The following is a 23,518-nucleotide window of genomic DNA, read 5'->3' as shown; positions in this document are numbered from 1 at the left end:
GGGCCTGGGCTTCGACTGCAAGGGCGCAACCCGCCAGGACGTGACGCTGGACCTGCTGTTCTATCCGACCCAGCAGATCACGGTCAAGGTGGAATACCGCCACGACTGGGCCACGCAGCAGGTGTTCCTGCGCAGCGACGGCTCCTACAGCAGGAACAACGACCTGCTCGGCGCCCAGTTCATTTACTCGTTCTGACGAGAGTGCGGCGGACGGCGGCCTGTGCGGCGCCGTCCGCTTTTTACTTGCAAGCACAACTTTATGCTCAAATTCGCCAATCAGCCTCACGCCCCGTCTTATTACGCCGCCACCGCCAACGACACCCCCCGCCATCCGGTTCTGGAAGGCACGATCGACGCCGACGTGTGCGTGATCGGCGCCGGCCTCACCGGAATTTCGGCGGCGCTCAATCTCGCCGAACGTGGCCACAAGGTCGCTATCGTCGAGGCGTCGAAGGTCGGATGGGCCGCGAGCGGACGCAACGGCGGACAGCTGATTGGCGGCTTCGCGTGCGACATCGACACGTTCAAGCCCTTCATGTCCGATGGCGAGCTCAAGCAAGTCTGGGACATGGGCCTCGAAACGCTCGACATCGTGAAATCGCGCGTCGCGAAGCACAATATCGACTGCGCGCTGACGCCCGGCTACTTCACGGCCGCGAACAAGGCACGCGACGTCGATGCACTCAAGCGCTGGCGCGACGAAGCCGCGACGCGCTTCGGCTACGACCGGTTCCGCTACGTGGACGCGGGCGGCGCGAGCCAATATGTGCAGTCCTCACGTTATCCCGGTGGTCTCTACGATCCCGATAGCGGCCACCTGCATCCCCTCAACTACACGCTGGGCCTCGCGCGGGCAGCCGTGGAAGCCGGCGCAAGCATCTACGAGGACAGTGCCGTCACGCGCATTCGCGACGAAAACGGCGGACATGTCGTCGAAACCGCGCGCGGCAAGGTGCGTGCGAAGTTCGTCGTGCTCGCCTGCAATACCCACCTCGGCGCGCTCGCGCCCGAACTCGCGCGCAAGATCATGCCGGTAGGCACGTATGTGATCGCCACCTCCCCGCTCGGCAAGGAACGCATGGCCGCGCTAATGCCGGCGCAAACGGCCGTATGCGACAGCCGCTTCGTGCTGGACTACTTCCGGCCGGCGCCCGATACGCGGCTCCTGTGGGGCGGCAAGGTGAGCTACTCGACCTTCGCGCCACGCAACCTGGCCGAAGCGATGCGCCGCGACATGCTCAAGACCTTCCCGCAACTCGCCGACGTGAAGGTCGATTACGCGTGGGGCGGCTTCGTGGACATCACGATGAACCGCGCGCCACATTTCGGACGCCTGAAGCCCACGGTGTATTTCGCGCAGGGCTTCTCGGGGCACGGCGTCAACACGACCGGCCTTGCCGGCAAGCTGATTGCCGAAGCGATCGACGGCCAGGCCGCGCGCTTCGACCTGTTCGGCAAGATCCGCCACCGCGATTTCCCCGGCGGCGCTACACTGCGAACCCCCGCCCTCGTACTCGCGATGGCATGGTATCGAATGAAGGATCTGCTCTGATGACCGCAAAGCTCGACGCCCAGGCGGACGCACTCGCCCGCCACTCGTACTACGAAGCCACGGCCACGCGCCCCGCCGCGGACGACCCCGTGCTGGAAGGCGTGCACGAAGCCGACGTGTGCGTGATCGGCGCCGGCTTCGCCGGCTTGTCCGTTGCGCTCGAGTGCCGAGCGCGCGGCCTCTCGGTCATCGTGCTCGACGCGCACCGGCCCGGCTGGGGCGCCTCGGGACGCAACGGCGGCCAGACGCTCGTGGGCTTCGCCAAAGACGAAGTGCTCGAAAAACAGCTTGGCCCGCAAGGCGTGCGCGCCGCGTGGGCGCTCTCCATCGAAGGCGTGGGGCTCGTGCGCGAGCGCATCGAACGCTACGGCATCGATTGCGACTTCACGGCAGGCTATTTGACCGTCGCGACGAAGCCCAAACGCATTCCCGACCTGCGTGCATGGATGGATGCCGCGCGCTTGCGCTGGGGCTATGACCGGCTGGAATGGCTCGACGCCGACGCCACGCGTGCGCGCGTGGCGTCGCAACGCTATCTGGCGGGTGTGTACGATCCGTTCTCCGGCCACCTGCATCCGCTCAAGTACTGCCTCGGCCTCGCCGCCGCGGCGCGGCGCGAAGGTGCGCAATTGTTCGCGCACACGCGCGCCGAGGAAGTGGTGCGTGGCGCGCGGCCGGTGGTGAAGACGCCGCGCGGCGAAGTGCATTGCCGCTTCGTCGTGTCGTGCTGCAATGCCGTGCCGGGGGGCGTGCTGCCTGCATCCGTCGCCGCGCGCATCGCACCGATCGCCTCGTACATCATCGCCACGGAACCGCTGGGCCGCGAACGCGCCGATGCGCTGATCGCCCAGCGCGCGGCAGTGTGCGACAACAACTTCTTCCTCGACTACTTTCGCGTTTCCGCCGACGACCGCATGCTGTTCGGCGGCCGCGCCGATTCGACGGGCGCCGCGCCTGCTCAGTTGACCGAAGCGATGAGCAAGCGCATGACCGACGTGTTTCCGCAGCTGGAAGGCACGCGCGTGGAGTATGCGTGGGGTGGGTTCGTGGACGTGACTCGCAATCGGGCGCCCGATTTTGGGGCTATCGACTCGAACTACTACTACGTGCAGGGGTTTTCAGGGCATGGTGTCGCGCTGACCGGCATCGCGGGACGCGTGGTCGCGCAGGCTATCGCGGGTGAGCGGAGTTCGTTCGATCTGTTTGCGAAGCTGCGGCATGCGCGCTTCCCCGGTGGGCCGGCGTGGCGAAGGCCAGCGCTGGAGATCGGGATGATGTATCACCGGGTGATGGAGATGCTTTGAGCGGCTGGGGCAGCAGGCCAACCACCTCGTAGCTTCACAACACTTCGTGGCAGAGTGCCCGCATGCGCTGCACCATCGTGCTTGCGTCGTTGAGTTCGAGTTCGCTGGTAAACAACGCGTTCACGCTCGATAGCCGCACGGCAATACCGGCGTCCAGCAGATCCATGCGAGCGATTTTCAGCGCCAGTTGGCCAATGCGAACACGGTCCAGCCAGTGCATGGCGACGTCGTTCTTTCTGAGCCATCCCCGGCAGCAGTCAACAACATGGTCGATGCGCCACTCTTGCGACAGTGCGTACGACGCTGCAGCTATGGCTACCAGGAAGCACAGCAGCTCGGGACGAGCGCTCGATTGGTCGTCAAATCGTGGTTTCATCTTGGGTTGCTTCCCTATTTCACGTCGTGCGGTAAGGCTGTAATTATCCACACTATTGGTGCATAAGGGTGTGGATAAGCCGCAGACACACTCGATAAGGCTTTGTCGCGAAAGGAAAGTTGCGTGCAGATGCGGACGCTGGCAGGTCAGCGCCGGCTGGACTATCGAAAGCCGGCGCTGGAGATCGGGATGTTGTAGGCGGGTGACGAGGATGCTTTGAAGGCGTAGAACAGCAAGCTCCACGTAAGCGGCCAGGCTCTCGTGCGGTACGCCTGCAACGAGCCTGGCCCCATGAAACTTACTGCAGCGCCGTGCCGAGATCTTTCGTTTGTGCCGTAGGCGACGGCATGCCTCGGCTCGCCAGCATATCGGCGTTGAATTCCGGAACGAAACCCATTGTGGCCTCGTCGATCCCCTGGATGGCGTGGGGAAGATCGGCAGTCAGGTCTCCGAAGTGGAAGTAGCTATAGGCACTGTCGTGCATGGCGTATTGAGAGAGGCGATCCCTGAAGACCGGCTTTAGCGTATCCGCCTTGAAGATCGCGACGTTTACGGACGCACTTCTTACGTAGGGCTCGAAAACGCCCGCGGCGTAGTATCCCGTAGCAATGGACACGATCATGATCGCATCCGCGCCGTGATAAGGGGAGCCCTCCAGCTTTCCAACCCGACCGAACTGGAGAACGGCTTTCGGCATATCCGGCGCGGTTCCATCGACCTCCGTGATCTCATACCCTTGCGCACGCAACGATGCTTCGATCTGATCGACGAACTTGCGGTTCAGGTCCGACTTGCCGAGTTTTTCAGTGACCAGGTCGTCGAATGTCGGGTTCTTTCGATTGGCCAGCGCACTGACACCCCCGCTGACGGCGCCAGTCACCGCCGCGGCAATAATGCCGATGCCGGGCAGAACAACGAGCGGCGTTGATCCCTCGCTCATCGCATAGTATTTGGTGGCCGGTGGGGTTTCTACGACGATCGACTTGATCGACTTCATCTCGTCGCCGCTATATTGCGAGCGCGGGGGTGCTGCGCAAGCGCCGAGCAGGGCGGACAAGCTGAGAACGGTCAAGGCCTTGAATTTATAGTTCATTGTTTTGCGGTTTCGGGTTGTGATTGGGGGTCGTGGCGATCAGGTTCGCCGCAATAGCCGCTGCGCGCTGCTTCTCGTCATCAAGCAAACGCTGTGCAAGCCGGTCTTCGATAGTGCGCGTGGCCGCCGTGTACTGGTCCATCCCAGGTAGCCTGGCGAAGCTTTCATGCGCCCGCGCGATCCACGCCGCGCCGAGCGCCCTGTCGCGAGGGAGGCCGTCGCCGGTCAGAAACCGGATGCCGGTGGCGTACTGCATCAACGGATTGCCGAGCAGCGCCTCATTCAGGCCTGACAATCCCTCCCACTGGTGTTCGGCAGCATCAGCAGCAGTCGCTCCCGAACCGCGCCATAGTGTGGAGGCGGTGTCTGCCGGCACCAGCCAGCGCGCCTCGTTGGATGGAAGCTCCGCTTCGGCGCCCCCCGCCACGGCCCGCAGCGCCAACGCGATTTCCGAGGATTGTGCCCCGCGCGCCGCAGCTTTCCGATGCCAGTCCAGTGCAACGGTCTCGTCGCGCGGCACGCCCGACCCGGTTTCGTACATCCACGCGAGGTCGCTCGCCGCCCACTGCGATCCGGCGGCAACCGACTTTTCGAGCCACGCACGACCTGCCGCGGGGTCCCGCTCGACGCCGCGCCCGTCAAGATAGGCGAGACCCACCATCTCCATGGCATCGGCGCTCCTGGGCGCGGCACGCAGCGCCCAGGTAAACGCCTCGTATTCGTCGGTACGTCCTCCGAGTCCGGTCAGCAAGTGCCACGCGAGCGAACCCTGGGCGGACACGTCGCCGTGTTCGGCCGCGCGCCGGAACCAGTACGTCGCAGCGGCGAAGTCGGCGGGAACGCCTTGCCCCGAATCGTAGGCGTCGCCCAACATCGATTGATATTTCGGATTCCCACGGTCTGCGAGCTTCCACAGCCAGTAGGCGCGATCGTTCGCAGTGCTCAGATTGAGGTCGGGTGAAGCGAGGGCCTGCATCGCCCCGAGGTTGCCCTTCCCCGCGGCAACGCCGCACCAGTGCGAGGCGTCGGCCGGACGACGCGGCGTGCCATCGCCATACGCGTACATGATGCACAGCATTGCCTGCGAGGCGGGATCGCCGACCTCGGCGCCGCGCGTGAACCAGCTCAGCGCAGTCTTCGGATCGCGCACCCCCGCCTGCCCACGCCAATACACGTAGCCGATCGCCAGGTACGCAGCCGGGACATGCCGATCCGCGAGCGCCTCCAGCCACTGCATGCCCGTCTTGCCGGACAGGGTCATGTTTTGTTGCATCAGGTAGGCGCCCAGCCATACGCCGGCAGTGGGATCGCCGGCATCCGCCGCCACTTTCAGATAGTGCAGCCCGGCATCCTGGTCGCGGGCGACCGCCTTGCCGGAGAGATATTGGCTGCCCAGCCAGCGGGCCGCTTCGATGTTGCCGCCATCCGCGGCGTAGCGATACCAGCGCACCGCTTGCGGCCGGTCAACCGGTGTTCCTTGCCCCTTCCATGCCATGGATGCAGCGAGCACCGCCGCGCTTGGGTTGCCCCGTTCCGCGCCCCGGCTCGCCAGCTGGAAGGCCTGGTGAATATCCTCGGGTTGTCCCTCGCCGCGAAGCGCGTAATTGGCGAGGTTGAACGACGCCACGCCCAGCCCTTGCGCATCGGCTTTGACGAACCACACCTTCGCGGCGGCAGGATCGGCCTTCGTTCCAATGCCATCCCTAAGCATGACGCCGAGGTCGTTTTGCGCGGTGGCGAGTCCGGCCTCCGCGGCACCGCGCATCCAGCCCAACGCGGCATCGGGATCGGCGGGGCCGCCTCTTCCGCTACGGTAAAGATCGGCGAGCGCGAAGCGCGCCCAGACATTGCCCTCGATAGCGGCTTTCCGAAGCCAGACGCGCGCCTTGACATCGTCGCGTGCAACGCCGGTTCCGCTTTCATACAGATACCCGAGCCGGCTCTGGGCGTAGACGGAGCCGGCGTGCGCCGCAGCCGACATCAGCTGGAAGCCTCGATGGTCATCCCGAGATACGCCAACACCGCTCAGATAGAGATCGCCTAGTGCTGCGCATGCGTCCGCGCTGCCCCCGGCTGCCGCCGTATGCAACCACGCCGCGCCCTTTTCCGCGTCGCGCGGCACGCCTTCGCCGTGAGCGAGCATCAGACCCAACAAGAACTGGGCGCCGACATCGCCTCCCGTTGCGCCGCGCGACAGCCATGCGATCGCAACAGCCGGATCGCGCGGCACGCCGTGCCCGGCCAGCACGAGTCTCGCCGCGTTGGCCGCACCGTTTGCCGATCCCGCGTCGGCTGCCTCAGCAAAGTATCGGTAGGCAGCGGCATAGTCGACCGGTTGCCCCTCCCCGTTCGCGCTCATCGTGCCAAGGAGGTCTGCTGAAACGGCATCGCCATCGTGTGCCGCTGCTTCGAACCACGCCCGCGCCGCCGCTTCGTCGTGCGGCAACACGACTCCGGTGTGATAGAGATTGCCGAGCCACCGCTGCGCAAGCGGCGATCCCTCCTCCGCCGCCGAATTGAGGATTGCCGCCCCGCGAGCCGCATCCGGCCGCGCGCCATAGCCGCCTATCATCATCTCGCCGTAAATCGCCTCGGCGGTGAGATTGCCCTTTTCCGCTTCTCTCGCGCATCGGCTGCGTTGCGTTGCGGGCTTGTCGAACGGCGAAACGCTCCATTCGCCGTAGCTCTGCATGAGCGTGCACGGCGTCGTGTCGTCGACGAATGGCAGCGGCAGGCTACGCATGGCGTCCTGACGAAATGCCGGCATGGCGACGTCGGCAGTGTGCGATGCGATCGGCAGCGCCAGTGCGCCGACGGGCGAGCCGGCCGAGAGGGCGAACAGCACGGCAACCGCGATCGAACGCAGCACCGCGCGTCCAGGCGGGTCGATGCGTCTGTCTGCCCTCGTCATGCCTCGCGAGTCCTTATACACGGCGCAAGCGTTGTTGCGCGATGCATGCCCGCCGATCCGATGCTCAGGAATCGCAATCATGGCTTCACGATCGTGACGTTCTTTACGACCACGTCGGTTCGACCGTCTTCGTCTTCGATCGTCATCGGCATTCCGATGCCGTAGTCCACGAGCCATACGCCGCGGGAATGCGTCTTCACACCGTTCTTCTGGACCTCTGTGCAGAGCGTCTCGATGGCGTCCCCCGTCAACGAGCCAAAGATCGTCGATGCGGGGATGGTTTTGGCCACCTCGCAGCTTCTCGACGTTTGTCCTTCACGTATCGGCTGCGGTAGCGGAAAATCGATCCGTTTTCCTTCAACAAGTGGCTGGTTTGCTGCAGCGATTGCCGCACCGTCTTTCAGGGTGGCAAGCATCGTCACATCGGTGCGGCTTTCCACAGTCTGGGAAAGCAGATCAGCGCCGCCGTAACTCAAGATGAAGGCCGACCACCTGGCCTGCCCGGAACTGTCCGGTGCGGTAATGAGTTCGGCAACTGCGCCATTGTTGCGCCGATTGACAAGGGTATCGGTAAATGGGCCCGAGTCGCCCGGTGTCGTCTTGTTCACCCATTCCCCGTTCACGATCACGCGCGAAAACGGCAAGGGGCGGCTACCATCGGCCGGCAGGAGACTGCGAATGGATTCAGGCAAGCGACGCTCGTCGAACACGTCGTCGAGGTAGGCTGAAGGATCGTCGAGCACGCTGCCGCTCGCCATCTCGCCGCCGCCGAGTGCCTTGAAGAGGTCGTATGTCGCGCGTTGCTGGACAGGCTGCGGCAGCGCGGCGAGCTGGCCATAAATCAGGCGCATGATTTCGCACGGGTTGGACGCGCTCTTCAGTGCGGACGATCCAGGCAAAGCGATTGCGTCGAAATGCGCGTCGGCGTCGAGCAACTCGGCAACGGTGTAGTTCTCATCGGTACCCGATTGAACGCTGCCGGGCTTCGCCAGGATGTCCATCATGCCGACAAAATCCTGGAGCCCCCGCGTAGAGAGGGTCTTCGCCGCAGCAAAGAAGTCTCCGGACTTTCCTTGCATTTCGACTACCCTGCAGTCATTGGGCGAACTGCTCGCCAGGTCGCTCATCAGCCGCAAGACATTCAGCCTGTCTTCCGGCGACAGTTGCAGATTCCGAAAGGGATTGCCCCCGTGGGGCAGCGCGAGGAGTTTTGCCCGATATGCCGGGTCTGCTGCAATTCGAATCAACCACTGCACCAGCACGCGACCATTTTCGGAATCCGGGTCCACCCCGGCTTTCGCAACGTTGGCGCGAATCCGCTCGTCCGGCGGGATTGTGAAACCGCGTGTGGGTGCGCCTCCCACGGATGCCGGCGCAGGAGATTCCGGCTGCCCGTCCTGCATACCCAATCCATATGCCGTTGCCGTTGAAAGCAGCAACAACGCCCCGCAGAGTCCAGCCTTGATTTTCATGTTTATAGAAATCTGATCTTATCGGCCTTTTATCGGCAGACAAATCAGCGGCTTTATATCGCCCATGAAAATTATTTATTCCGCGTAAAAATCGATCGGTAAATCAACGCTCTGAGGAGTAGAGCTCCGGCTCGGATCCCGCTATCGCAGGCCGCGCAATTACGATGCGCGTTACGCGCTCGTAGCGGTCGATTTCGATTACCAGAAGATAATCTTTCTTATCCTGTAACGACCGCCCCGTACGCCCCCGCAAGACCTCGTAAGGCGCCCGTCAAAGCCCCCTCCTGATTCCTGCTTCGCGAACCCCGCCTCGCCGCGAAACTTTGCATGCCCGGCGCCGAGCTCCTCCCCTTCGGCGCATTGGCCTGGGCGCGCCTCGAGTCGGCGCGCCCTCTTTTTCGTCTCACTCTCGCCAAGGACGCGCCCCATGACCAGCTCTATCGGCCCCATCAGCAACCCGTTCCCCAACACGCTGAACCCAACCACCGGCGGCCACGCCACGAAAAACAGCAATACCGCCGGGAACGCCGATACCTCGTCGGGCCAGCCGGAAACGGTGCAGCCGACGCCGCCCGCCGGCCCGCTCGGCCACAACATCAACACCACCGCATGAACGCTGTGCCGCTGCCCATGTCTGCCGCCCCATCCAAAGCCGCGCCAGAACATCGTTTCGCAGTACGCATGACACGGGCCGCGTCGGCCGTCTCGCTCGCCTGCCTCGCGCTGCCGCTCAGCAGTTGCGCGGTGGCAGCCTTTCCTTGCCGGGTCGCTTCGGCAACGCTGAAGATCGTGCCGGCGGTCGGTCATTCCGCTGCCGTGCCGTTCGACACGTGTGCCGACGCGATCGACTGATCCGGGTCCCTTCGATGAAACCGGTATCGTTGCTGGCCATCGCCCTCTGCGCGGCGTGCCTCGGCACGCCGCCCGCACGCGCGGACTCGCGCGCCCATTCCGGCGCGGACGCAAACGCAAAACCCGTTGCTCACGCCGTTGTGCACGCTGTTGTGCACATCCACACGCGCCCGCGCGACGACATGCCGTTCTCGTTTCGCGGCATCCCGCTTGGCATCCCGCTCGACGCGTTGCGCGCGTCGAGCATGGTGCGCGCGACGCCGCACGAAAGCACCCTGGTGTGCGAGACCGACGTGCTGGGCGGCGACATCGGCATGCTGATGAAGAGCCGCGCGAGTCCCACGGTCGCCTGCCGATGGGCCCATCGCACCGTGGACGGCTGGGCGCCTTCGCAAGCCGTCGTGGCCGGCGCGCCCGCCGCCGATCACGTGCTGCGCTTCGCGCACGATGCGCCGGGCGAGCCGCTGCGGCTCTATGAAATGTCGTTCGTCGTGGATCGCCCGACCGCGCTCGACCTGCGCAACATGCTCGCGTCGCGCTACGGCGCACCGCATCTGCGCGGCGACACCACGCTGCCGCTCTTCGAATGGGAAAACGCGTCGAGCACGATCACCCTCTGCCTGCTGCCCGACGGCGATCGCGCCACGCTCACCTACACGTTGAAATCCATCAGCCCGCATCCGGCGTCCGGTGTGCGGACCTTGAGGATCAGCCAGTTCGACGAGGGCTGAGCCCCACGCGCACCCTACGAACCCCTATTCGATTCAACCGATGAAGACCCATCGCGTCCATCCGCCTTTTGCGCGTACCAATCTATCGGCATCCTTAATTTATACGACCGGGATGGCGGTGGCGCTCACCGCATTCTGCGCCGGCTGCTCGACTCCCGACTCGATCGTCAACACGCCGATGACCCCGCCGCTTGCCGATCTGCCGTTGAACGTGAACACCGCGGGCTCGATCTATCAGCCCGGCACGGCCATCGCGCTGTACGAAACGCCGCGCGCGCAGCGCATTGGCGACGTGCTCACGATCCGTCTTTCCGAAACCTATAGCGGCAGCGACAACGACAACGCGTCGGCCAACCGTTCGAGCGATATCACGGCCACGGCGGCCGATCAGTCCACGGCCGCGGCCGCGCGTCTCGCGCGCCTCTTCAATATCGGCTCGGCCTCGACCTCGTTCGACGGCACGGGCAAGCGTTCGCTGACGAGCGACATGAGCGGCACGCTCGCCGTAACGGTGATCAGCAAGACGCCCACGGGGAATCTCGTGGTTTCCGGTGAAAAGCTGATTTCGATGAGCGGCGAGCATCAACGTCTGCGGCTTTCGGGCATCGTCAACCCGAACGACGTCGAAGCGAACAACTATGTCGAATCGGGCAAGATCGCCAATGCCCGCATCGAGGAGGTCGGCCACGGCCTGCTCAACGACGCCACGACAGTGGGCTGGCTTCAGCGCATGTTCCTGAGCGTGCTGACGTTCTGATCCGCCGAGCGGCGCACGAGCGCCGCTCAGCCGCGCCTTTTTTTACTCGCCCTCGCGCTGCAGGTCCAGCGCCATCTCGATGCAGCGCTCGGCATACCCCACTTCGCCATCGGGCACGAAAACATAGCCACGGCCCCAGACGGTCTGCAGGTAACGCGGCTCGGAAGGATCGGTTTCGATGAGCCGGCGCAGCCGCCAGATCGCCACGTCGAGGCTGCGGTTGCGGTAGCGTCCCGCCTCGCCGTAGATGATTTCGATGATCTGCTCGCGCGTGAGCATCGTCATCGCATGATTGACGAACAGCTTGAGAAACGCGAATTCGCTCGAACGCAGCGGAATGCGCTCTTCGCCGCGAAAGAGTTCGCGCGAGCGGAAATCGAGTTCGTACGGGCCGAAGCGGAACGACGCGCGGCTCTCCGGCGCGCCCGTTGCGTTGGCGCCGCGGCGGCGGATAACCGTGCGGATGCGGGCAACGAGCTCGCCCGGATCGAACGGCTTGCCGACGTAGTCGTCGGCGCCGAATTCAAGGCCCAGCACGCGGTCGATCACCTCGTTGCGCGCCGTGAGCAGGATCACGGGCACATCGTCGCCGCTCGCGCGCAGCTCGCGCAGCGCGCTGATGCCGTCGAGCTCGGGCATCATGATGTCGAGCACGACGATCTGCGGCCGTTCGATGCGCAGACGCTGCTGCAAGGCGCGCGCCGACGGCAGCGCGGTGACGCTGAAGCCGCGCACCTGGAGATATTCAGCGGTGACGTCGCGCACCACCGCGTCGTCGTCAACCAGAAAGACGGTATTTGCCATGCGGGGATCGTAAGCGACGTGGGTCGGCGGGCAAAGGCCCGCAGTCTTTCCGTATCTTTCCTGGCGCGTGGCCTACTGGCCGCTCGAAGCGGATTCGAACGTGCCGCCCAGCTTGCGCTGGTCGACCACCATCTGATCCACCATGCCCTTGAGTTTCACCGCCGCGCTCGAATAGCGGTCGGTGCCAAGGCCGTGCACTTCGTAGTGCGCGGTCGAGACGATACGGTTGTGCTCGAAGATCGCGATGTTGATCGTCGAAAGATAGGCGCGGTTTTCGTCGGAGAAGGTCGGTTTGCCGAACTCGATCGAAGCGTTGTAGACGAGCCTTGCTTCGCAGCTGATCGGCTCGGTGCCGGGACTGTAGAGGTCCGAACGCACGCCGCGTTCCGCGAGCGCGAGCTGCAGCGAAGGCACGAAGTCGGCGGACGTGACCAGCGGATTGAGTTCGATGCAGATCGAGCCGACGTTCGCGGGCTCGCCGGTGAAGAACTTGGGCGACGAGTAATTCGAGGCGACCGCGTAGCCGGCCTGGATCACGGAGCCCGTGGCGTCGGCGGCGGTAATGAGCGTCCACGCGCAACCGTTGAGCGCGAACGACGCCGCGAGCGCTGCCATGCCCGCACGCCACGGCCTCGCGCGCAGAGGGATACCGGTGGAGCAAGAGCGAATTTCCTGTGGCATGGAGACGGTGAGGAATGCGATATGTTGAACGACGCGGCGTACGGCGCGTGGGAATCGCATTCATGATCGGCCCCGCATGCAGGCTCCGATGCTCCGGACACCGGCTCATGTTGGCCGCGGCTTCCCGGGTCTTCGCGAATCTCCCGCACGGTAAGCGGCATGCGTCACGCATTACACAAGCCGTTTCATCAACCGCCCCCATTTGAAACGTTTCGTAAGCAACAGCCCGAAGCCGCTCTTGAGCGGGCCTTTGCGCGAGCGCGGCTGCGCTAACTTTGACCGGCGCGCCCTACGGCAATGCGCCGGCAGGCGGCGCCGCACGCGAGATCGAGCCAGCTCGAAGGCACCGTGCGTGCGCGCGGCCTGCCGCCCTTGTCACTTCAATGCAATCGAACCCGCCATGAACCGACAACCGAATCCTCATCGCGCCCCGGCGCTGAACCGCCGCGCCGCGCTCGTTCCCGCTCTCGCACTCTTTGCGTCGCTGGCCGGCGCATCGCTCGCGCACGCGGCCAGCTTTCACTGCCCGCACAATGCGTCCGCTTCGGAGCGGCTCATCTGTAGCGATCCGCAACTTTCCGCGCTCGACGACAAGCTGGCCGCCCTCTATCGCGGCGCCGTCGAGGCCACGCCCGATACCACCGCGCTCGAAGCCGACCGTATCAGCCAGTGGCAATGGCGCCAGCACAACTGCAAGGACAAGGCGTGCGTAGCGGACTGGTACGACCGCCGCATCGCCGAACTGCAGGGCGATCTGCAGCATGGCAAAGAGGCCAGCGCGGAGCGCGTGCGCACGGGCGTGGTCGATCAGCAGCTGGCGCCCGCAGCCCAGGACGCCGTGCTGCAAATAAAGGGCATTACGTGCGAAAACCCGAATGCCGCCGCGAAGGCAGAAGCGCAGCCCGATTCGAAGCTTCATCTGCACAAGATGCCGAGCGGCGTTGCCGCCGACGCGCGCCAGAAGCATCTTGCCGAAGCGGCGGCGCACGGCGCGGCACCTACCGCGGCATCGACACCGGCGGCACCGGCGGCAACTGCAACGACAACCGCTGCCGCGGCAACGCCCATGCCGCCGCAATCGCCGCTCCAGGCCCAAACCCAGGAAGGCGCGGTTACGGTCCGGTAAGCGGCCCATGTAAGGATAGGTAAGAAATCGGCTTGATCGGCTTTTTCGCCAGGACGTCGACATCGAATAAAATTTCGGGATGAGTCCACACGTTCTCATCGTCGACGACGATCCGGTCGTGCGCGATCTCCTCTGCCGATTCCTCAGAGCAAATGGCTTTGAGGCCTCCGTCCTGCACGACGCTACCCACCTCGGTCGGCGGCTCGAACGCGAGCGGCCGTCCGTGGTGGTGCTCGACGTCATGATGCCCGGCACCGACGGTCTGCGCGCGCTCGCCGCGTTGCGCGCCGAAGGCGACACGATCCCCGTGATCTTCGCTTCCGCGCGCGGCACCGTGGTGGATCGCATTGCGGGTCTGACACTCGGCGCGGACGATTATGTCGCGAAGCCTTTCGACCCGCAGGAGCTGCTGCTGCGCATCCAGACCGTGCTGCGCCGGCGCGGCGACATCGTGCCGAGTGCGCCGGAACTGCGCGATCGCTTTCGCTTCGGTCCGTTCGAGCTCGACTTCGCCACGCGCGCCCTGTTGCGCGAGGGCCAGCATGTCGCGCTCAGAGACGGGGCGTTCGCACTGCTGAAGATCTTCTCGCGCAATCCCTACCGCGTGATGTCGCGCGTGCTGATCCACGACCTGCTGCACGCAGACGGTCTCGCGTTTCGCGACCGCAGCCTCGACGTGCCGATCTGGCGCCTGCGCCGCGTGATCGAGGACGACCCCTCGGCGCCGCGCTACGTGCAGACGGTGCGCGGCAAAGGCTATGTGTTCGTGCCGGTGCCGGAAGAAGCGCGCGGGGCGAGCGGTGCCGTCATTGGCGCATGAGCAATCCGTTCAACACGCTGTTCGGGCGCATGGCCCTGATGTCCACGCTCGTGTTGTTCGCGATCCAGGCGGGCTGGTTCGCCGTGTTCGCGCACCAGCCGCGCCGGCACGAACTCGAAGGGTTCGAGCGCGGCCTGCTGCTCATGCTGCACGCCGCGAACGGGGCGGCGCCCGACGAGGTCGAACTCGCGCCCGCGCTGCGCGTGCATCTCGTGCCCACCTGGAACATGCCGGCCGACGTCCATCTGGAAACGCCCACGCGCGAGCCGCTCGCCGACCTGCGCCGGCAGTTGCTGCGCGATCTGCCGCCGGGCACGGAGATTCTCACCGACACGAGCCATGCGCACGCGCTGTGGATACGCTTTGCGGGCCGCCCGGTCTGGATCGTCGCGCCCATCGACCTGCCGCCGCCGCCTAACCCCATTCTCGAGGCCGGCGCGCTGCTGGCCATGTCGCTCGTCCTTTCGCTGCTTGCGGTGTGGCAGATGCAGCGCCCGCTCTCGCGCGTGGCCCAGGCCGCGCGTGCGTTCGGCACGGGCCAGCGGCCCGCGCCCATGAGCGAGCGCGGGCCGCACGAACTGCGCGAGTTGATCGGCTCGTTCAACGGCATGATGAAGCAGCTCAACGAAGCGGACGACGATCAGGCTGTCATGCTCGCGGGCGTGGCGCACGATCTCAAGTCGCCGCTCACGCGGCTCAAGCTGCGCGCGAGCATGCTGGGTTCGGAACGCGAGCGCGAACAGATCATCCGCGAGGTCGATTCGCTCACCGACATCGTTCAGCAGTTCCTGGAATTCGCGCGCCAGCGGCCCGAAACGAGCCCCGAGGTGGAAGTCGAGGCGCTGCTGCGCGAGCAGTTCAGCGCCGATACCGCCGACGAGGGCGAAGAACTCTTCCGGCTGGATCTGCGCGCCGGTCCGGAATTTCGCATGCCGCGCACGTTGCTCGATCGCCTCGTTTCGAATCTGGCGGACAACGCGCTGGAACACGGCGTACCGCCCATCGAGATCTCCACGCGCCGCGAAGGCCAGCACTGGTCGATCGAAGTACGCGACCACGGTGCCGGCATTCCCGCCGAACGGGTGGCCGCCGCCCTCAAGCCGTTCGTGCGGCTCGACGAAGCCCGCGGCGGCGAGGGCCACTGCGGGCTCGGCCTCGCGATCGTCACCCGCCTCACCCGCAACCAGGGCGGCCGCTGCGAGCTTTCGAATCACCCGGAAGGCGGCTTGCGCGTGCGGATCGTGCTGCCCGCCGCCTGACGCGCGCGGGAGCGGCACGCGCCAGCCCCCGCGCACAACGCACCTCCAACGCAACTACGCGACGAGGCGGCTGCGCAGCAGGTCGATCGTAGCGGGCGCGAGACCGAGGCCCACCGTGAGGTAGCGGCTGAGATCGCCGTAGTTCGACTGCAGCGCGTCGAAAGCGGCCTGCAAATAGCTGCTCTGCACGGGCGGAGCGGCGTTCACCGCATCCACGCCGGTCGAACGGTACGCATTCGTCAGCAGAAAGTCCTTGACGACGATTTCGAGCGGCACGTTTGCGATCAGGAGCAGCAAGGCGCTCGCCCATCCCACCGCGTCCACCCCCGTGCCCCCGGTGATGATTTGCGGCCCCGACGCTTGCGCGATCTGGTTCAACAGCTCGCCGTAAGCCGAAGCCTGCACGCGTCCGGCGATGAATGCGTTCCACTCGCCCTGCATGGCCGCATCCAGTTCCTGCGCCGACATGCCCGCAAACGACGGCGGCGTTGCCGTGCCGGGCACATTGATCGCAACGTAACTCGCGCCCGCGACCTGCGCGTCGGGCGTCTGGCCGCTTTCCGCCGGCGTGCGCAGATCGTACACGGTCGTCACGCCAAGGTTCTGCAGCGTGACGGCGTCGGCGGCGCTGAGCGTCAGCGCGTCCGAGCGATAGATCAGTCCGCGCCGGACGCGCGCGCCGTCGCTCGTGGCATAGCCGGGCGCCGCGCCCGCCACGTCGCGGAAGTTGGCCACCGACTTGAGGGTTGGCGTGGCGTCGTCCTGTGAACCGCTGCCGCCCGCGAAATCGCCGCCGCAGGCGCTCAACAGCGTACTCGCGCAACTGCCCAGCGCAAGCGCGCTAACGGTGCCCTTGATGAGCGCACGCCGCGGCGCGTTTGCGGGAGCGTCCACGGGACAGCCCGGCGCACCGCCGCCGAAGCTGCTCAGGATGCCGCCGAGCGCACGGCGGGGCGCACGCTTGCGGTCTTCGCGAGACGAAGCGAACGAGGCGGAAAAACGAGAAATCATTGATTGGCAGTCGATAACAGGCGCTCGCGTATCCCGCGAGCCGCGCGGGATACGCAGCAGGGCTCTATGATAATCGGTATTAAAAGAAGCCACCGTTACGAGCAGGCCGCAAGCGACGAAAAATCTTTCAAACCGCTCCAGAATATTAGCCTTGACGCTAATAAGCGCGCTTCTATAATCGCCAGCACGTTCAGGAACCCGCGCCCGGCCGCCGTGGCTATCGCACCTGTCTCACCTGTCTCATGGAGAGCCCCGTGTCATGTACAAAGGCAGTGTGACCGAAGATGCGCGCGAAGTGCTGCGCGCCATCGAGCTCATCCAGCTAGGCGCGCGCATGCCGGTACTCGAAAAAGAGCTGAAGCTCTCGAGAACGCGCATGATCCGGCTGTATCGCGAACTCAAGGGCGCGTCGCCGCCCAAGGGCATGCTGCCGTTTTCGGCCGACTGGTATTTCACGTGGCTGCCGAACGTCCATGCATCGCTCTTCTACAACATCTATCTGTTTCTCAGGGACGTGGCGTGCTGCACGCGCCTCGATGCGCTCACGCGCGCCTACCGCCTTTATATCGAACACTGCTATTGCACCGGCATTGAACGCGTGCTCAGCTTCACGCGCGCGTGGACCCTGCTGCGCTTCTTCGAAGGCGGACTCTTGACGCTCGCGCCCTGCCCCGTCTGCTCGGGGCGCTTCGTGCGGCACATGCACGAAACGAACAAGCCGTCCGTTTGCTGCGTCTGTGCGCCGCCTTCGCGCGCGGCAATCACTCGCCCCGCGCAGGCGGCCACGCGCGAAGCCGGCGACGACGAAAGACGCTCGCCTGTCTCGTTCGGGATGCCGCCACGCGCCGGCTCTCTCTACGGCGACGTGCCCGAGGAAATGATGGTGATGCTCGACGAAGTGTCGCGCACGCTCAACGCCCGGCACACCATGGCTCGCGCGGCACCTCTCTCCCGCGTGGCCCTCCCGGAGCCGGCCTGACGGCTCAAATACTGCTCCGGTCCATGGCACGCAGCAACGCGCGAATATCGCGCGCGCAGAGGCGGCACACGGCCTTGTCGTACTGGCTCGTGTGCGCGTCCTGGCGGCGCTCGCAAATCTGCGCGGCCAGCTCCAGCGCGCGCGCATGCGCGGCCTGCCAGATTTCCCACGCAATCTGCGGACCGCTCTGAATGTAGTCGTCGTTGTGATCGCGCTCGAGCGCATCGGGCAGGCGCGCATGCGCCTGCAGAAAGCGCGCGCGGTAGAGCGCCTCGAACAGCATGCGCCGCGAAGGCTCGTTCAAGTCAGCCCCGCGATAGAGGCTGACGGCCCCCGTCCGTGCATCGGGTTCGTCCACATTCGACGTTAAGGTGTGCTTCATGGTGCATACGTTTGCGTCGGCGTACATGGGTGCACGCACAACCTGCGATGCCGCCATTGTGGCAGCACCGGCGATTCCCGGCGCCGCGAAATACCACGCGTTTTTACGCGCTTTTCGTGGACCGATACGCAGCCGCGGCGTGGGAACATCCCCCGGGCGTGTGATAGGCCTCAGGAGGCGAACATGGAATCAGTAGGTATGACGCCGGTCTCGTCCGGCAGCGTGGCGGCGAACCTGCCCGGCACGGGCTCGGGTGTCGCCGCGTCTGCCGCGAGCCAGTCGGCGAACGATGACTCGACGCTATCCGGCACGAGCGCGCCCGCGTCCGTCTCGCAGGACGACGCGGTCGACATCTCGCCGGCAGGTTATGCGGCCGCAGCGGCGGACGACGACGGCGGCGACGAGGGCGATGGCGTCGAGACCGACAACGGCGGTGATGTCGTGATCGTCATCGACGATCCCTCGGATCCATTGGCGGCGGGCAACACCAGTGACTCCGGCGACACGGACGGCGAAACCGACGACGGGGCCAACGCCCAACCCGTGCGCTCGCTGGTAGACGGCGTGCTCGGACTGGAGCGTCCCGACCTGCCCGCGGACCCGAACGACGCGTATTCCGCCGGCAGATGGCTGGCTGCGGGGCTCACGATCGGCGGCATCGTCTCGCTGCTGGTGTGAGTTGGCGTGAGGGCGGCGGTACGGGAGCTCGCCACGGCGCGAAGTCAGTGCAATGTCGGCTTCGCCCCCTGCATCGCGTCAACCTCGGTCGGCGCGCGGAGCCAGCGCATGGAAAGCGGCTCGAACACCGTCCAGTGATCGGCTTTGGCCACGGCGCCGGTCTCGGTCGCAACGCTCAGCGCGATATCGAGCAGCCATGCGAAGGCACCATCGCTCATGGCCTCGGTGCGATTGATCGACTGCGGCTGCGCACGCGCGCCGATCTCCTGCCAGAGCACGCACATGGCTTCAAACACGGCCTGGTTGAAATGGAATACCACGTCCGCGATGTCCTCCGGCAGGTCGAACGTGAGTTCGAAGTAGCTCGGGCACGGCGCGCCGCGTGACATGACCAGCGCGCCTTCGGCGTCGCAGGCAAAGCCGAACACCGCGGCGCAGTTCACGCTGTCGTTCTGGTCGCGGGCGTAGGCATGCAGATCGAACGCCTGCAAGGAGAGGCAGTGCCACTTGTCCGCGCCGTCGCCGGCAAGCCATCCGTTACGCAGTGTCGCGTAAATGTGCGCATCGAGGCGTGAAACGAAGATGGCGACGCCGCTGCGCTCGCCGTCGCCCGTCCACGCGGGCTCGACGAAGCGCGAGCCGTCGGGACGGCTTTGGGAACGAACGACAACCCAGAGGGTAAAGGAGGCGGTGTAATCGGTTGGCATGAGAAAGACAAGGCGGGTGCGGAACGGGATCCTGCAGGACTTCCCCGCACATCGATTTATTGATATGGACTCCAAATCATACGGGCTAATTTAGCCTGTTTGAGATAAATGCAACTGAACACAAATTAGCACAAATTCCGTCGCGCGCGCTTTCTCGAAATTAGATGTTTGATCGTCGTACCGGCTTGCTGTCGTTTGGCCGGCTTTCTGCGCATCTTCGGCGGCTCGGGTACGCTAACCGTAGTCTCCCCGGCGCACCGGCGCCGCCGCCGTCGTCACAGGCGCGCCGCCGCCTCATCCGCTTTCGCACAAGGAGTGACCGCAATGGAATACGTCAGATTCGGCCCAACCGGGCTGGAAGTCTCGCGTCTGTGTCTTGGCTGCATGACCTACGGCGTGCCCGAGCGCGGCGCGCATCCGTGGACGCTCGGCGCCGACGCCGCCCGCCCACTGCTGCGCCAGGCGCTCGACGTGGGCATCAACTTCTTCGATACCGCCAACACCTATTCGGACGGCACCTCGGAAGAGATCGTGGGCCGCGCGCTGCTCGATTTCGTCAAGCGCGAGGACGTGGTGATCGCAACGAAGGTGTACAACCGCATGCGCCCCGGCCCGAACGGCGCGGGCCTGTCGCGCAAGGCGCTCTTCGCCGAGATCGACAACAGCCTGCGGCGCCTCGGCACCGATTACGTCGATCTCTACCAGATCCACCGCTGGGACTACGACACGCCCATCGAGGAAACGCTCGAAGCGCTGCACGACATCGTGAAGGCCGGCAAGGCCCGCTATATCGGCGCCTCGTCGATGCATGCATGGCAGTTCAGCAAGGCGCTCTACACGTCTTACCTGAACGGCTGGACCTCGTTCGTCAGCATGCAGGATCACCTGAACCTGCTCTATCGCGAGGAGGAACGCGAAATGCTGCCGCTGTGCGCCGACCAAGGCGTCGCCGTGATGCCGTGGAGTCCGCTCGCGCGCGGGCGCCTCACGCGCGAGTGGAACGCCACGAGCGCGCGCGAGGAAAGCGACGCTTATGGCCACAAGCTCTACGACGCCACGGCCGAGGCCGACCGCGCGATCGTCGAGGCGGTCGGCGCGATCGCGAAGGCGCGCAACGTGCCGCGCGCGCAGGTCGCCCTCGCCTGGATGCTGCAGAAGCAGGAGGTCACCACGCCCATCATCGGCGCCTCGAAGCCGCAGCATCTCGACGACGCCGTCGCGGCGCTCTCGCTCGAACTCACCGACGAAGAAGTCGACGCGCTCGAAGCGCCGTACGTCCCGCACGCCGTCGCGGGCCACGAGTGATCAGCCGCCGCCCTCCGCCAGCTCGCGTATCACCCGCGCGAGCGTTGCCATCAGCGCGTCGGCCACGGGCGGCGGCGCTTCCGCGTAGCCCAGCAGAAAGCCGTTGTAGCGCGGCATATCGGGCCCGCCGAGGCAATATGCGCTGAGCGGCGACAGGTGCAGGCCGTGCACGCGCGCGGCCGTGCTCACGTCGACATCGCGCAGCGGCGCGTCGAGGCGCGCGCTCAGATGCATGCCGCCCGCGTCGGCGGAGACCGTCAGCATGCCCGCGAGATGGCGCCCGATCGCGGCGACGAGCCCGTCGCGCCGCTCCTCGTAGAGCTTGCGCATGCGGCGCAGGTGCCGCGCGTAGCGGCCGCTTTCGATGAATTCGGCCAGCGCCGTCTGCTCGGCCACCCGCCCCTGACGCTCGAGCGTGCCGATGGCCGCCGCCACCTGCTCCGTCACGTCCGGCGGCACCACCAGGAAGCCGATGCGCAAGGCCGGAAACATCGTCTTGCTGAAGGTGCCCAGATAGACTACCGGCGTGTCGTCGGCGAGACCCTGGATGGAGGGCAGCGGCGGACCGCCGTGGCGCAGCTCGCTGTCGTAGTCGTCCTCGATGATCCAGGCGCCGCACGCGCGCGCGTGCTCGATCAGCGCGAGGCGCCGCTCGAGGCTCAGCACGCTGCCCAGCGGGTACTGATGCGACGGCGTGAGATAGATGAGACGCGGCGGCGCTTCATGCCAGTCCGCCGCGCGCGGCGCCATGCCCGCGGCGTCCACGGACACCGGCACGAGCTGCAGGCCGCCCGCGAGCAGCGCGGAACGCGCGCCGAGATAGCCGGGGTTCTCGATCCACACGCGCTCGCCGTGATCGGCGAAGAGGCGCGCGCAGAGATCGAGGCTCGCCTGCGTGCCGTTCGTGATGAACACCTGCTGCGGCTGGCAGCGCACGCCGCGCGACACGCGCACGTACTGCGCAATCGCCTCGCGCAGCGCCGGGTGGCCCGCGCTGTCGCCATAGCCCAGATCGTCGGCACGCAGCCGCCGCATCGCGCGCTCCAGCGAGGTACGCCATTGCACGAACGGAAACGCGTCGAGCGCAGGCACGCCCGGACGCAACGCCGTGGCGCCGTCACGCGTGCCGCGGCGCGGCAGTTCGAGCACGCGCCGCGCCAGCATTCGGGCAGCACCGGCCGATCGTGCCGCCGGCGGAGGCAGCACGGCGCCGCCGCCTGGCGTCACGGCATTGACGCGGGAGCCGTGGCGCGTGGCCGTGACGAAGCCCTCCTCCACGAGGCGCTCGTAGGCATACAGCACCGAGTTGCGCGCCATGCCCAGCTGCTCGGCCAGCGCGCGGCTCGACGCCAGCCGCGCACCTTCGACGATATCGCCGTCGAGAATCGCACGGCGCAGGCTTTCGTAAAGCAGGTCTTGTTGCGTCAGCCTGCGTGCCGCGCGGCGCGCGTAGGCCGCCATCATCAACGCGTAGTCCAACGGGTGGCTCCATGAATTGCGGTTTCGGTGGGGCTAACAATGGTGCCACAGTTCGCTTACGCTGGGAGTTCGCATCGAATACAGGAGAACGAAATTGTCCGCACAGCTTGAAGTCCGCCCCGTCACGCCGGCCGATTACGATGCATGGCTCCCGCTCTGGGACGGCTATAACCGCTTCTACGGCCGCTTCGGACCGACGGCGCTGCCCGAGCCGATCACCCGCGCGACGTGGTCGCGCTTCTTCGACGGCCTCGAACCGATGCATGCGCTCGTCGCGCTACGTGGGCCGCGTGTCGTCGGGCTCGTGCATTACCTCTTCCACCGCAGCACGACGCTAAGCGGTCCGATCTGCTATCTGCAGGATCTCTTCACGGTGGAGGACGAGCGCGGCAAGGGCGTGGGACGCGTGCTGATCGAGGCCGTCCATGCGGCCGCGAAGGCCGCGAATTCGCCGCGCGTCTACTGGCACACGCACGAAACGAACCATACGGCCATGCGTCTTTACGACAGCGTGGCCGACAAGCCCGGCTTCGTCATGTACCGCAAGGACGTGTGACGGACGCGGCGCACGCGGGCCTCTTCGATATCGAATCCGGCCTTAGTCGAGGTCGGTGACGAGCGAGGCACGCGTTTCGCCGTCTATGGTCTGCGTCGGCACACGATAGTTGGGGTGATCGCAACCGATCGTGAGCGCCGCGCCCTCGCGCAGGCGCGCTTTCATTTCCGGCGTGAGTTCGAAGCGCACGAAGTGCACGGCCGAGGTTTTCTCGGCATTGTCGCGCTCGAGGTCTTCGTCGGCGATTGCGTAGACGGGCGCCTCGCCTTCCACCTGCAGGAACACGCGATCCTCGATGCCGATCAGCCGCCCCAGTGCGGCGCGGCGCTCGATCTCGCTCTCGTACTCGATCTGCATGGTCGCCTTCAGGTTGCTGCCGTCGGGCACGAGCGGCAAATAGGCATTCAGCTCGCCCTGAATGCCCTCCTCGTCGAATATCTTCTCGATGTGCAGCATCTCCTGAATCTGGTAGCGGATCGTGTCCTCGTCCTCGAACAGGAACGTGAGGTGATTGCCGAGCGTGACGGCGCGCCGCTTCTTGTGTTCGATGATGCGCGCGCGCATATCTTTGCGCGCCTTGGCGTAAGCCTCCAGCGTCAGCAGCGAATTTCTCGCAATAGTCATCGTCCATGCCTCTTGCAAAGCGGTGAATGGGAAAGCATCCCGCCAGCCCCGGATGCCTG

At 65.6% G+C, this 23,518-nt stretch carries 25 protein-coding genes; 14 read left to right on the top strand and 11 right to left on the bottom strand.

Annotated elements, in window-relative coordinates; translation table 11 throughout:
- The 3 genes from BAC01S_RS23145 to BAC01S_RS23135 all read left to right on the top strand — a co-directional run.
- Positions 1-196 (top strand): DUF3138 family protein (locus tag BAC01S_RS23145; protein WP_027795204.1); only part of this gene is annotated, 196 nt, incomplete at its 5' end.
- A gap of 63 nt (positions 197-259) precedes the next feature.
- Positions 260-1,552: an NAD(P)/FAD-dependent oxidoreductase gene (locus tag BAC01S_RS23140; RefSeq protein ID WP_027796896.1), complete on the top strand. Its 1,293-nt coding sequence runs from the start codon at positions 260-262 to the stop codon at positions 1,550-1,552.
- Positions 1,552-2,856 (top strand): NAD(P)/FAD-dependent oxidoreductase, encoded by a 1,305-nt coding sequence (locus BAC01S_RS23135; protein WP_027796895.1) that lies wholly within the window; start codon positions 1,552-1,554, stop codon positions 2,854-2,856. The genes BAC01S_RS23140 and BAC01S_RS23135 overlap by 1 nt, the downstream gene beginning before the upstream one ends.
- Positions 2,857-2,890: 34 nt before the next feature.
- On the opposite strand, the gene BAC01S_RS23130 is transcribed toward BAC01S_RS23135, so the two are convergent.
- The 4 genes from BAC01S_RS23130 to BAC01S_RS23115 all read right to left on the bottom strand — a co-directional run bounded on the left by BAC01S_RS23130 (position 2,891) and on the right by BAC01S_RS23115 (position 8,708).
- Positions 2,891-3,232: a hypothetical protein gene (locus BAC01S_RS23130; RefSeq protein ID WP_027796894.1), complete on the bottom strand. Its 342-nt coding sequence runs from the start codon at positions 3,230-3,232 to the stop codon at positions 2,891-2,893.
- Positions 3,233-3,530: 298 nt separating this feature from the next.
- The gene (locus tag BAC01S_RS23125) at positions 3,531-4,325 is read right to left on the bottom strand and encodes a hypothetical protein (protein ID WP_027796893.1); all 795 of its coding nucleotides are present in this window, start codon (positions 4,323-4,325) and stop codon (positions 3,531-3,533) included.
- The gene (locus tag BAC01S_RS32320; protein WP_245616658.1) at positions 4,315-7,317 is read right to left on the bottom strand and encodes a tetratricopeptide repeat protein; all 3,003 of its coding nucleotides are present in this window, start codon (positions 7,315-7,317) and stop codon (positions 4,315-4,317) included. Before BAC01S_RS32320 ends, BAC01S_RS23125 begins: the two co-directional genes overlap by 11 nt.
- Positions 7,314-8,708, bottom strand: a complete 1,395-nt coding sequence (locus tag BAC01S_RS23115) for a hypothetical protein (RefSeq protein ID WP_027796892.1) — start codon at positions 8,706-8,708, stop codon at positions 7,314-7,316. Before BAC01S_RS23115 ends, BAC01S_RS32320 begins: the two co-directional genes overlap by 4 nt.
- 427 nt (positions 8,709-9,135) lie before the next feature.
- Here BAC01S_RS23115 and BAC01S_RS34815 point away from each other — a divergent pair, with 427 nt between their 5' ends.
- The 4 genes from BAC01S_RS34815 (at position 9,136) to BAC01S_RS23095 (ending at position 11,048) form a co-directional block, all read left to right on the top strand.
- The gene (locus BAC01S_RS34815; protein ID WP_156954515.1) at positions 9,136-9,321 is read left to right on the top strand and encodes a hypothetical protein; all 186 of its coding nucleotides are present in this window, start codon (positions 9,136-9,138) and stop codon (positions 9,319-9,321) included.
- Between the two features lie 68 nt (positions 9,322-9,389).
- Entirely contained in the window at positions 9,390-9,560 is a 171-nt protein-coding gene (locus BAC01S_RS35185) for a DUF6726 family protein (protein WP_169740148.1), read from the top strand.
- Positions 9,561-9,574: 14 nt separating this feature from the next.
- Complete coding sequence (locus BAC01S_RS32315; protein WP_052408822.1) at positions 9,575-10,291, top strand: hypothetical protein; 717 nt, start codon at positions 9,575-9,577, stop codon at positions 10,289-10,291.
- A gap of 112 nt (positions 10,292-10,403) precedes the next feature.
- Positions 10,404-11,048: a flagellar basal body L-ring protein FlgH gene (locus BAC01S_RS23095; protein ID WP_027796890.1), complete on the top strand. Its 645-nt coding sequence runs from the start codon at positions 10,404-10,406 to the stop codon at positions 11,046-11,048.
- A 42-nt stretch (positions 11,049-11,090) separates the two neighbouring features.
- Here the strand turns inward: BAC01S_RS23095 and BAC01S_RS23090 are convergent, their stop codons facing one another.
- Positions 11,091-11,852, bottom strand: a complete 762-nt coding sequence (locus tag BAC01S_RS23090; RefSeq protein ID WP_027796889.1) for a response regulator — start codon at positions 11,850-11,852, stop codon at positions 11,091-11,093.
- A gap of 72 nt (positions 11,853-11,924) precedes the next feature.
- Positions 11,925-12,467, bottom strand: coding sequence for a hypothetical protein (locus BAC01S_RS23085; protein ID WP_027796888.1), 543 nt, complete (start codon positions 12,465-12,467; stop codon positions 11,925-11,927).
- Positions 12,468-12,933: 466 nt separating this feature from the next.
- Here BAC01S_RS23085 and BAC01S_RS33385 point away from each other — a divergent pair, with 466 nt between their 5' ends.
- From BAC01S_RS33385 to BAC01S_RS23070, 3 genes are all read left to right on the top strand, one after another.
- Positions 12,934-13,659, top strand: coding sequence for a lysozyme inhibitor LprI family protein (locus BAC01S_RS33385; protein WP_052408821.1), 726 nt, complete (start codon positions 12,934-12,936; stop codon positions 13,657-13,659).
- A gap of 79 nt (positions 13,660-13,738) precedes the next feature.
- The gene (locus BAC01S_RS23075; protein WP_027796887.1) at positions 13,739-14,479 is read left to right on the top strand and encodes a response regulator; all 741 of its coding nucleotides are present in this window, start codon (positions 13,739-13,741) and stop codon (positions 14,477-14,479) included.
- On the top strand, positions 14,476-15,738 hold the full coding sequence (locus BAC01S_RS23070; protein WP_027796886.1) for an ATP-binding protein: 1,263 nt from the start codon (positions 14,476-14,478) through the stop codon (positions 15,736-15,738). Before BAC01S_RS23075 ends, BAC01S_RS23070 begins: the two co-directional genes overlap by 4 nt.
- 54 nt (positions 15,739-15,792) lie before the next feature.
- Here the strand turns inward: BAC01S_RS23070 and BAC01S_RS23065 are convergent, their stop codons facing one another.
- On the bottom strand, positions 15,793-16,749 hold the full coding sequence (locus BAC01S_RS23065) for a tyrosine-protein phosphatase (protein WP_052408820.1): 957 nt from the start codon (positions 16,747-16,749) through the stop codon (positions 15,793-15,795).
- Between the two features lie 259 nt (positions 16,750-17,008).
- On the opposite strand from BAC01S_RS23065, the gene flhC reads away from it, so the two are divergent.
- Entirely contained in the window at positions 17,009-17,728 is a 720-nt protein-coding gene (gene flhC / locus BAC01S_RS32305) for a flagellar transcriptional regulator FlhC (protein ID WP_084168786.1), read from the top strand.
- Positions 17,729-17,732: 4 nt separating this feature from the next.
- On the opposite strand, the gene BAC01S_RS32300 is transcribed toward flhC, so the two are convergent.
- Entirely contained in the window at positions 17,733-18,110 is a 378-nt protein-coding gene (locus tag BAC01S_RS32300; RefSeq protein WP_156954514.1) for a hypothetical protein, read from the bottom strand.
- Positions 18,111-18,293: 183 nt separating this feature from the next.
- Between BAC01S_RS32300 and BAC01S_RS23050 the strand changes: the two genes are divergently transcribed.
- Positions 18,294-18,788, top strand: coding sequence for a hypothetical protein (locus tag BAC01S_RS23050; protein ID WP_245616657.1), 495 nt, complete (start codon positions 18,294-18,296; stop codon positions 18,786-18,788).
- Positions 18,789-18,832: 44 nt separating this feature from the next.
- Here the strand turns inward: BAC01S_RS23050 and BAC01S_RS23045 are convergent, their stop codons facing one another.
- Complete coding sequence (locus tag BAC01S_RS23045; RefSeq protein ID WP_027796882.1) at positions 18,833-19,495, bottom strand: hypothetical protein; 663 nt, start codon at positions 19,493-19,495, stop codon at positions 18,833-18,835.
- Between the two features lie 324 nt (positions 19,496-19,819).
- Here BAC01S_RS23045 and BAC01S_RS23040 point away from each other — a divergent pair, with 324 nt between their 5' ends.
- Entirely contained in the window at positions 19,820-20,800 is a 981-nt protein-coding gene (locus BAC01S_RS23040; protein ID WP_027796881.1) for an aldo/keto reductase, read from the top strand.
- On the opposite strand, the gene pdxR is transcribed toward BAC01S_RS23040, so the two are convergent.
- Positions 20,801-22,279 (bottom strand): MocR-like pyridoxine biosynthesis transcription factor PdxR, encoded by a 1,479-nt coding sequence (gene pdxR, locus BAC01S_RS23035; RefSeq protein WP_027796880.1) that lies wholly within the window; start codon positions 22,277-22,279, stop codon positions 20,801-20,803.
- A gap of 94 nt (positions 22,280-22,373) precedes the next feature.
- Between pdxR and BAC01S_RS23030 the strand changes: the two genes are divergently transcribed.
- Entirely contained in the window at positions 22,374-22,835 is a 462-nt protein-coding gene (locus BAC01S_RS23030; protein ID WP_027796879.1) for a GNAT family N-acetyltransferase, read from the top strand.
- 42 nt (positions 22,836-22,877) lie between these two features.
- Here BAC01S_RS23030 and BAC01S_RS23025 read toward each other — a convergent pair whose 3' ends face one another.
- Positions 22,878-23,459, bottom strand: a complete 582-nt coding sequence (locus tag BAC01S_RS23025) for a DUF3501 family protein (protein WP_027796878.1) — start codon at positions 23,457-23,459, stop codon at positions 22,878-22,880.
- Positions 23,460-23,518 lie beyond the last annotated feature (59 nt).

This window comes from Paraburkholderia acidipaludis NBRC 101816, assembly GCF_000684975.1.
GTDB lineage: Bacteria > Pseudomonadota > Gammaproteobacteria > Burkholderiales > Burkholderiaceae > Paraburkholderia > Paraburkholderia acidipaludis.
The sequence above is the reverse complement of the archived record's forward strand: the minus strand, read 5'-3'. Positions and strand labels throughout refer to the sequence as shown.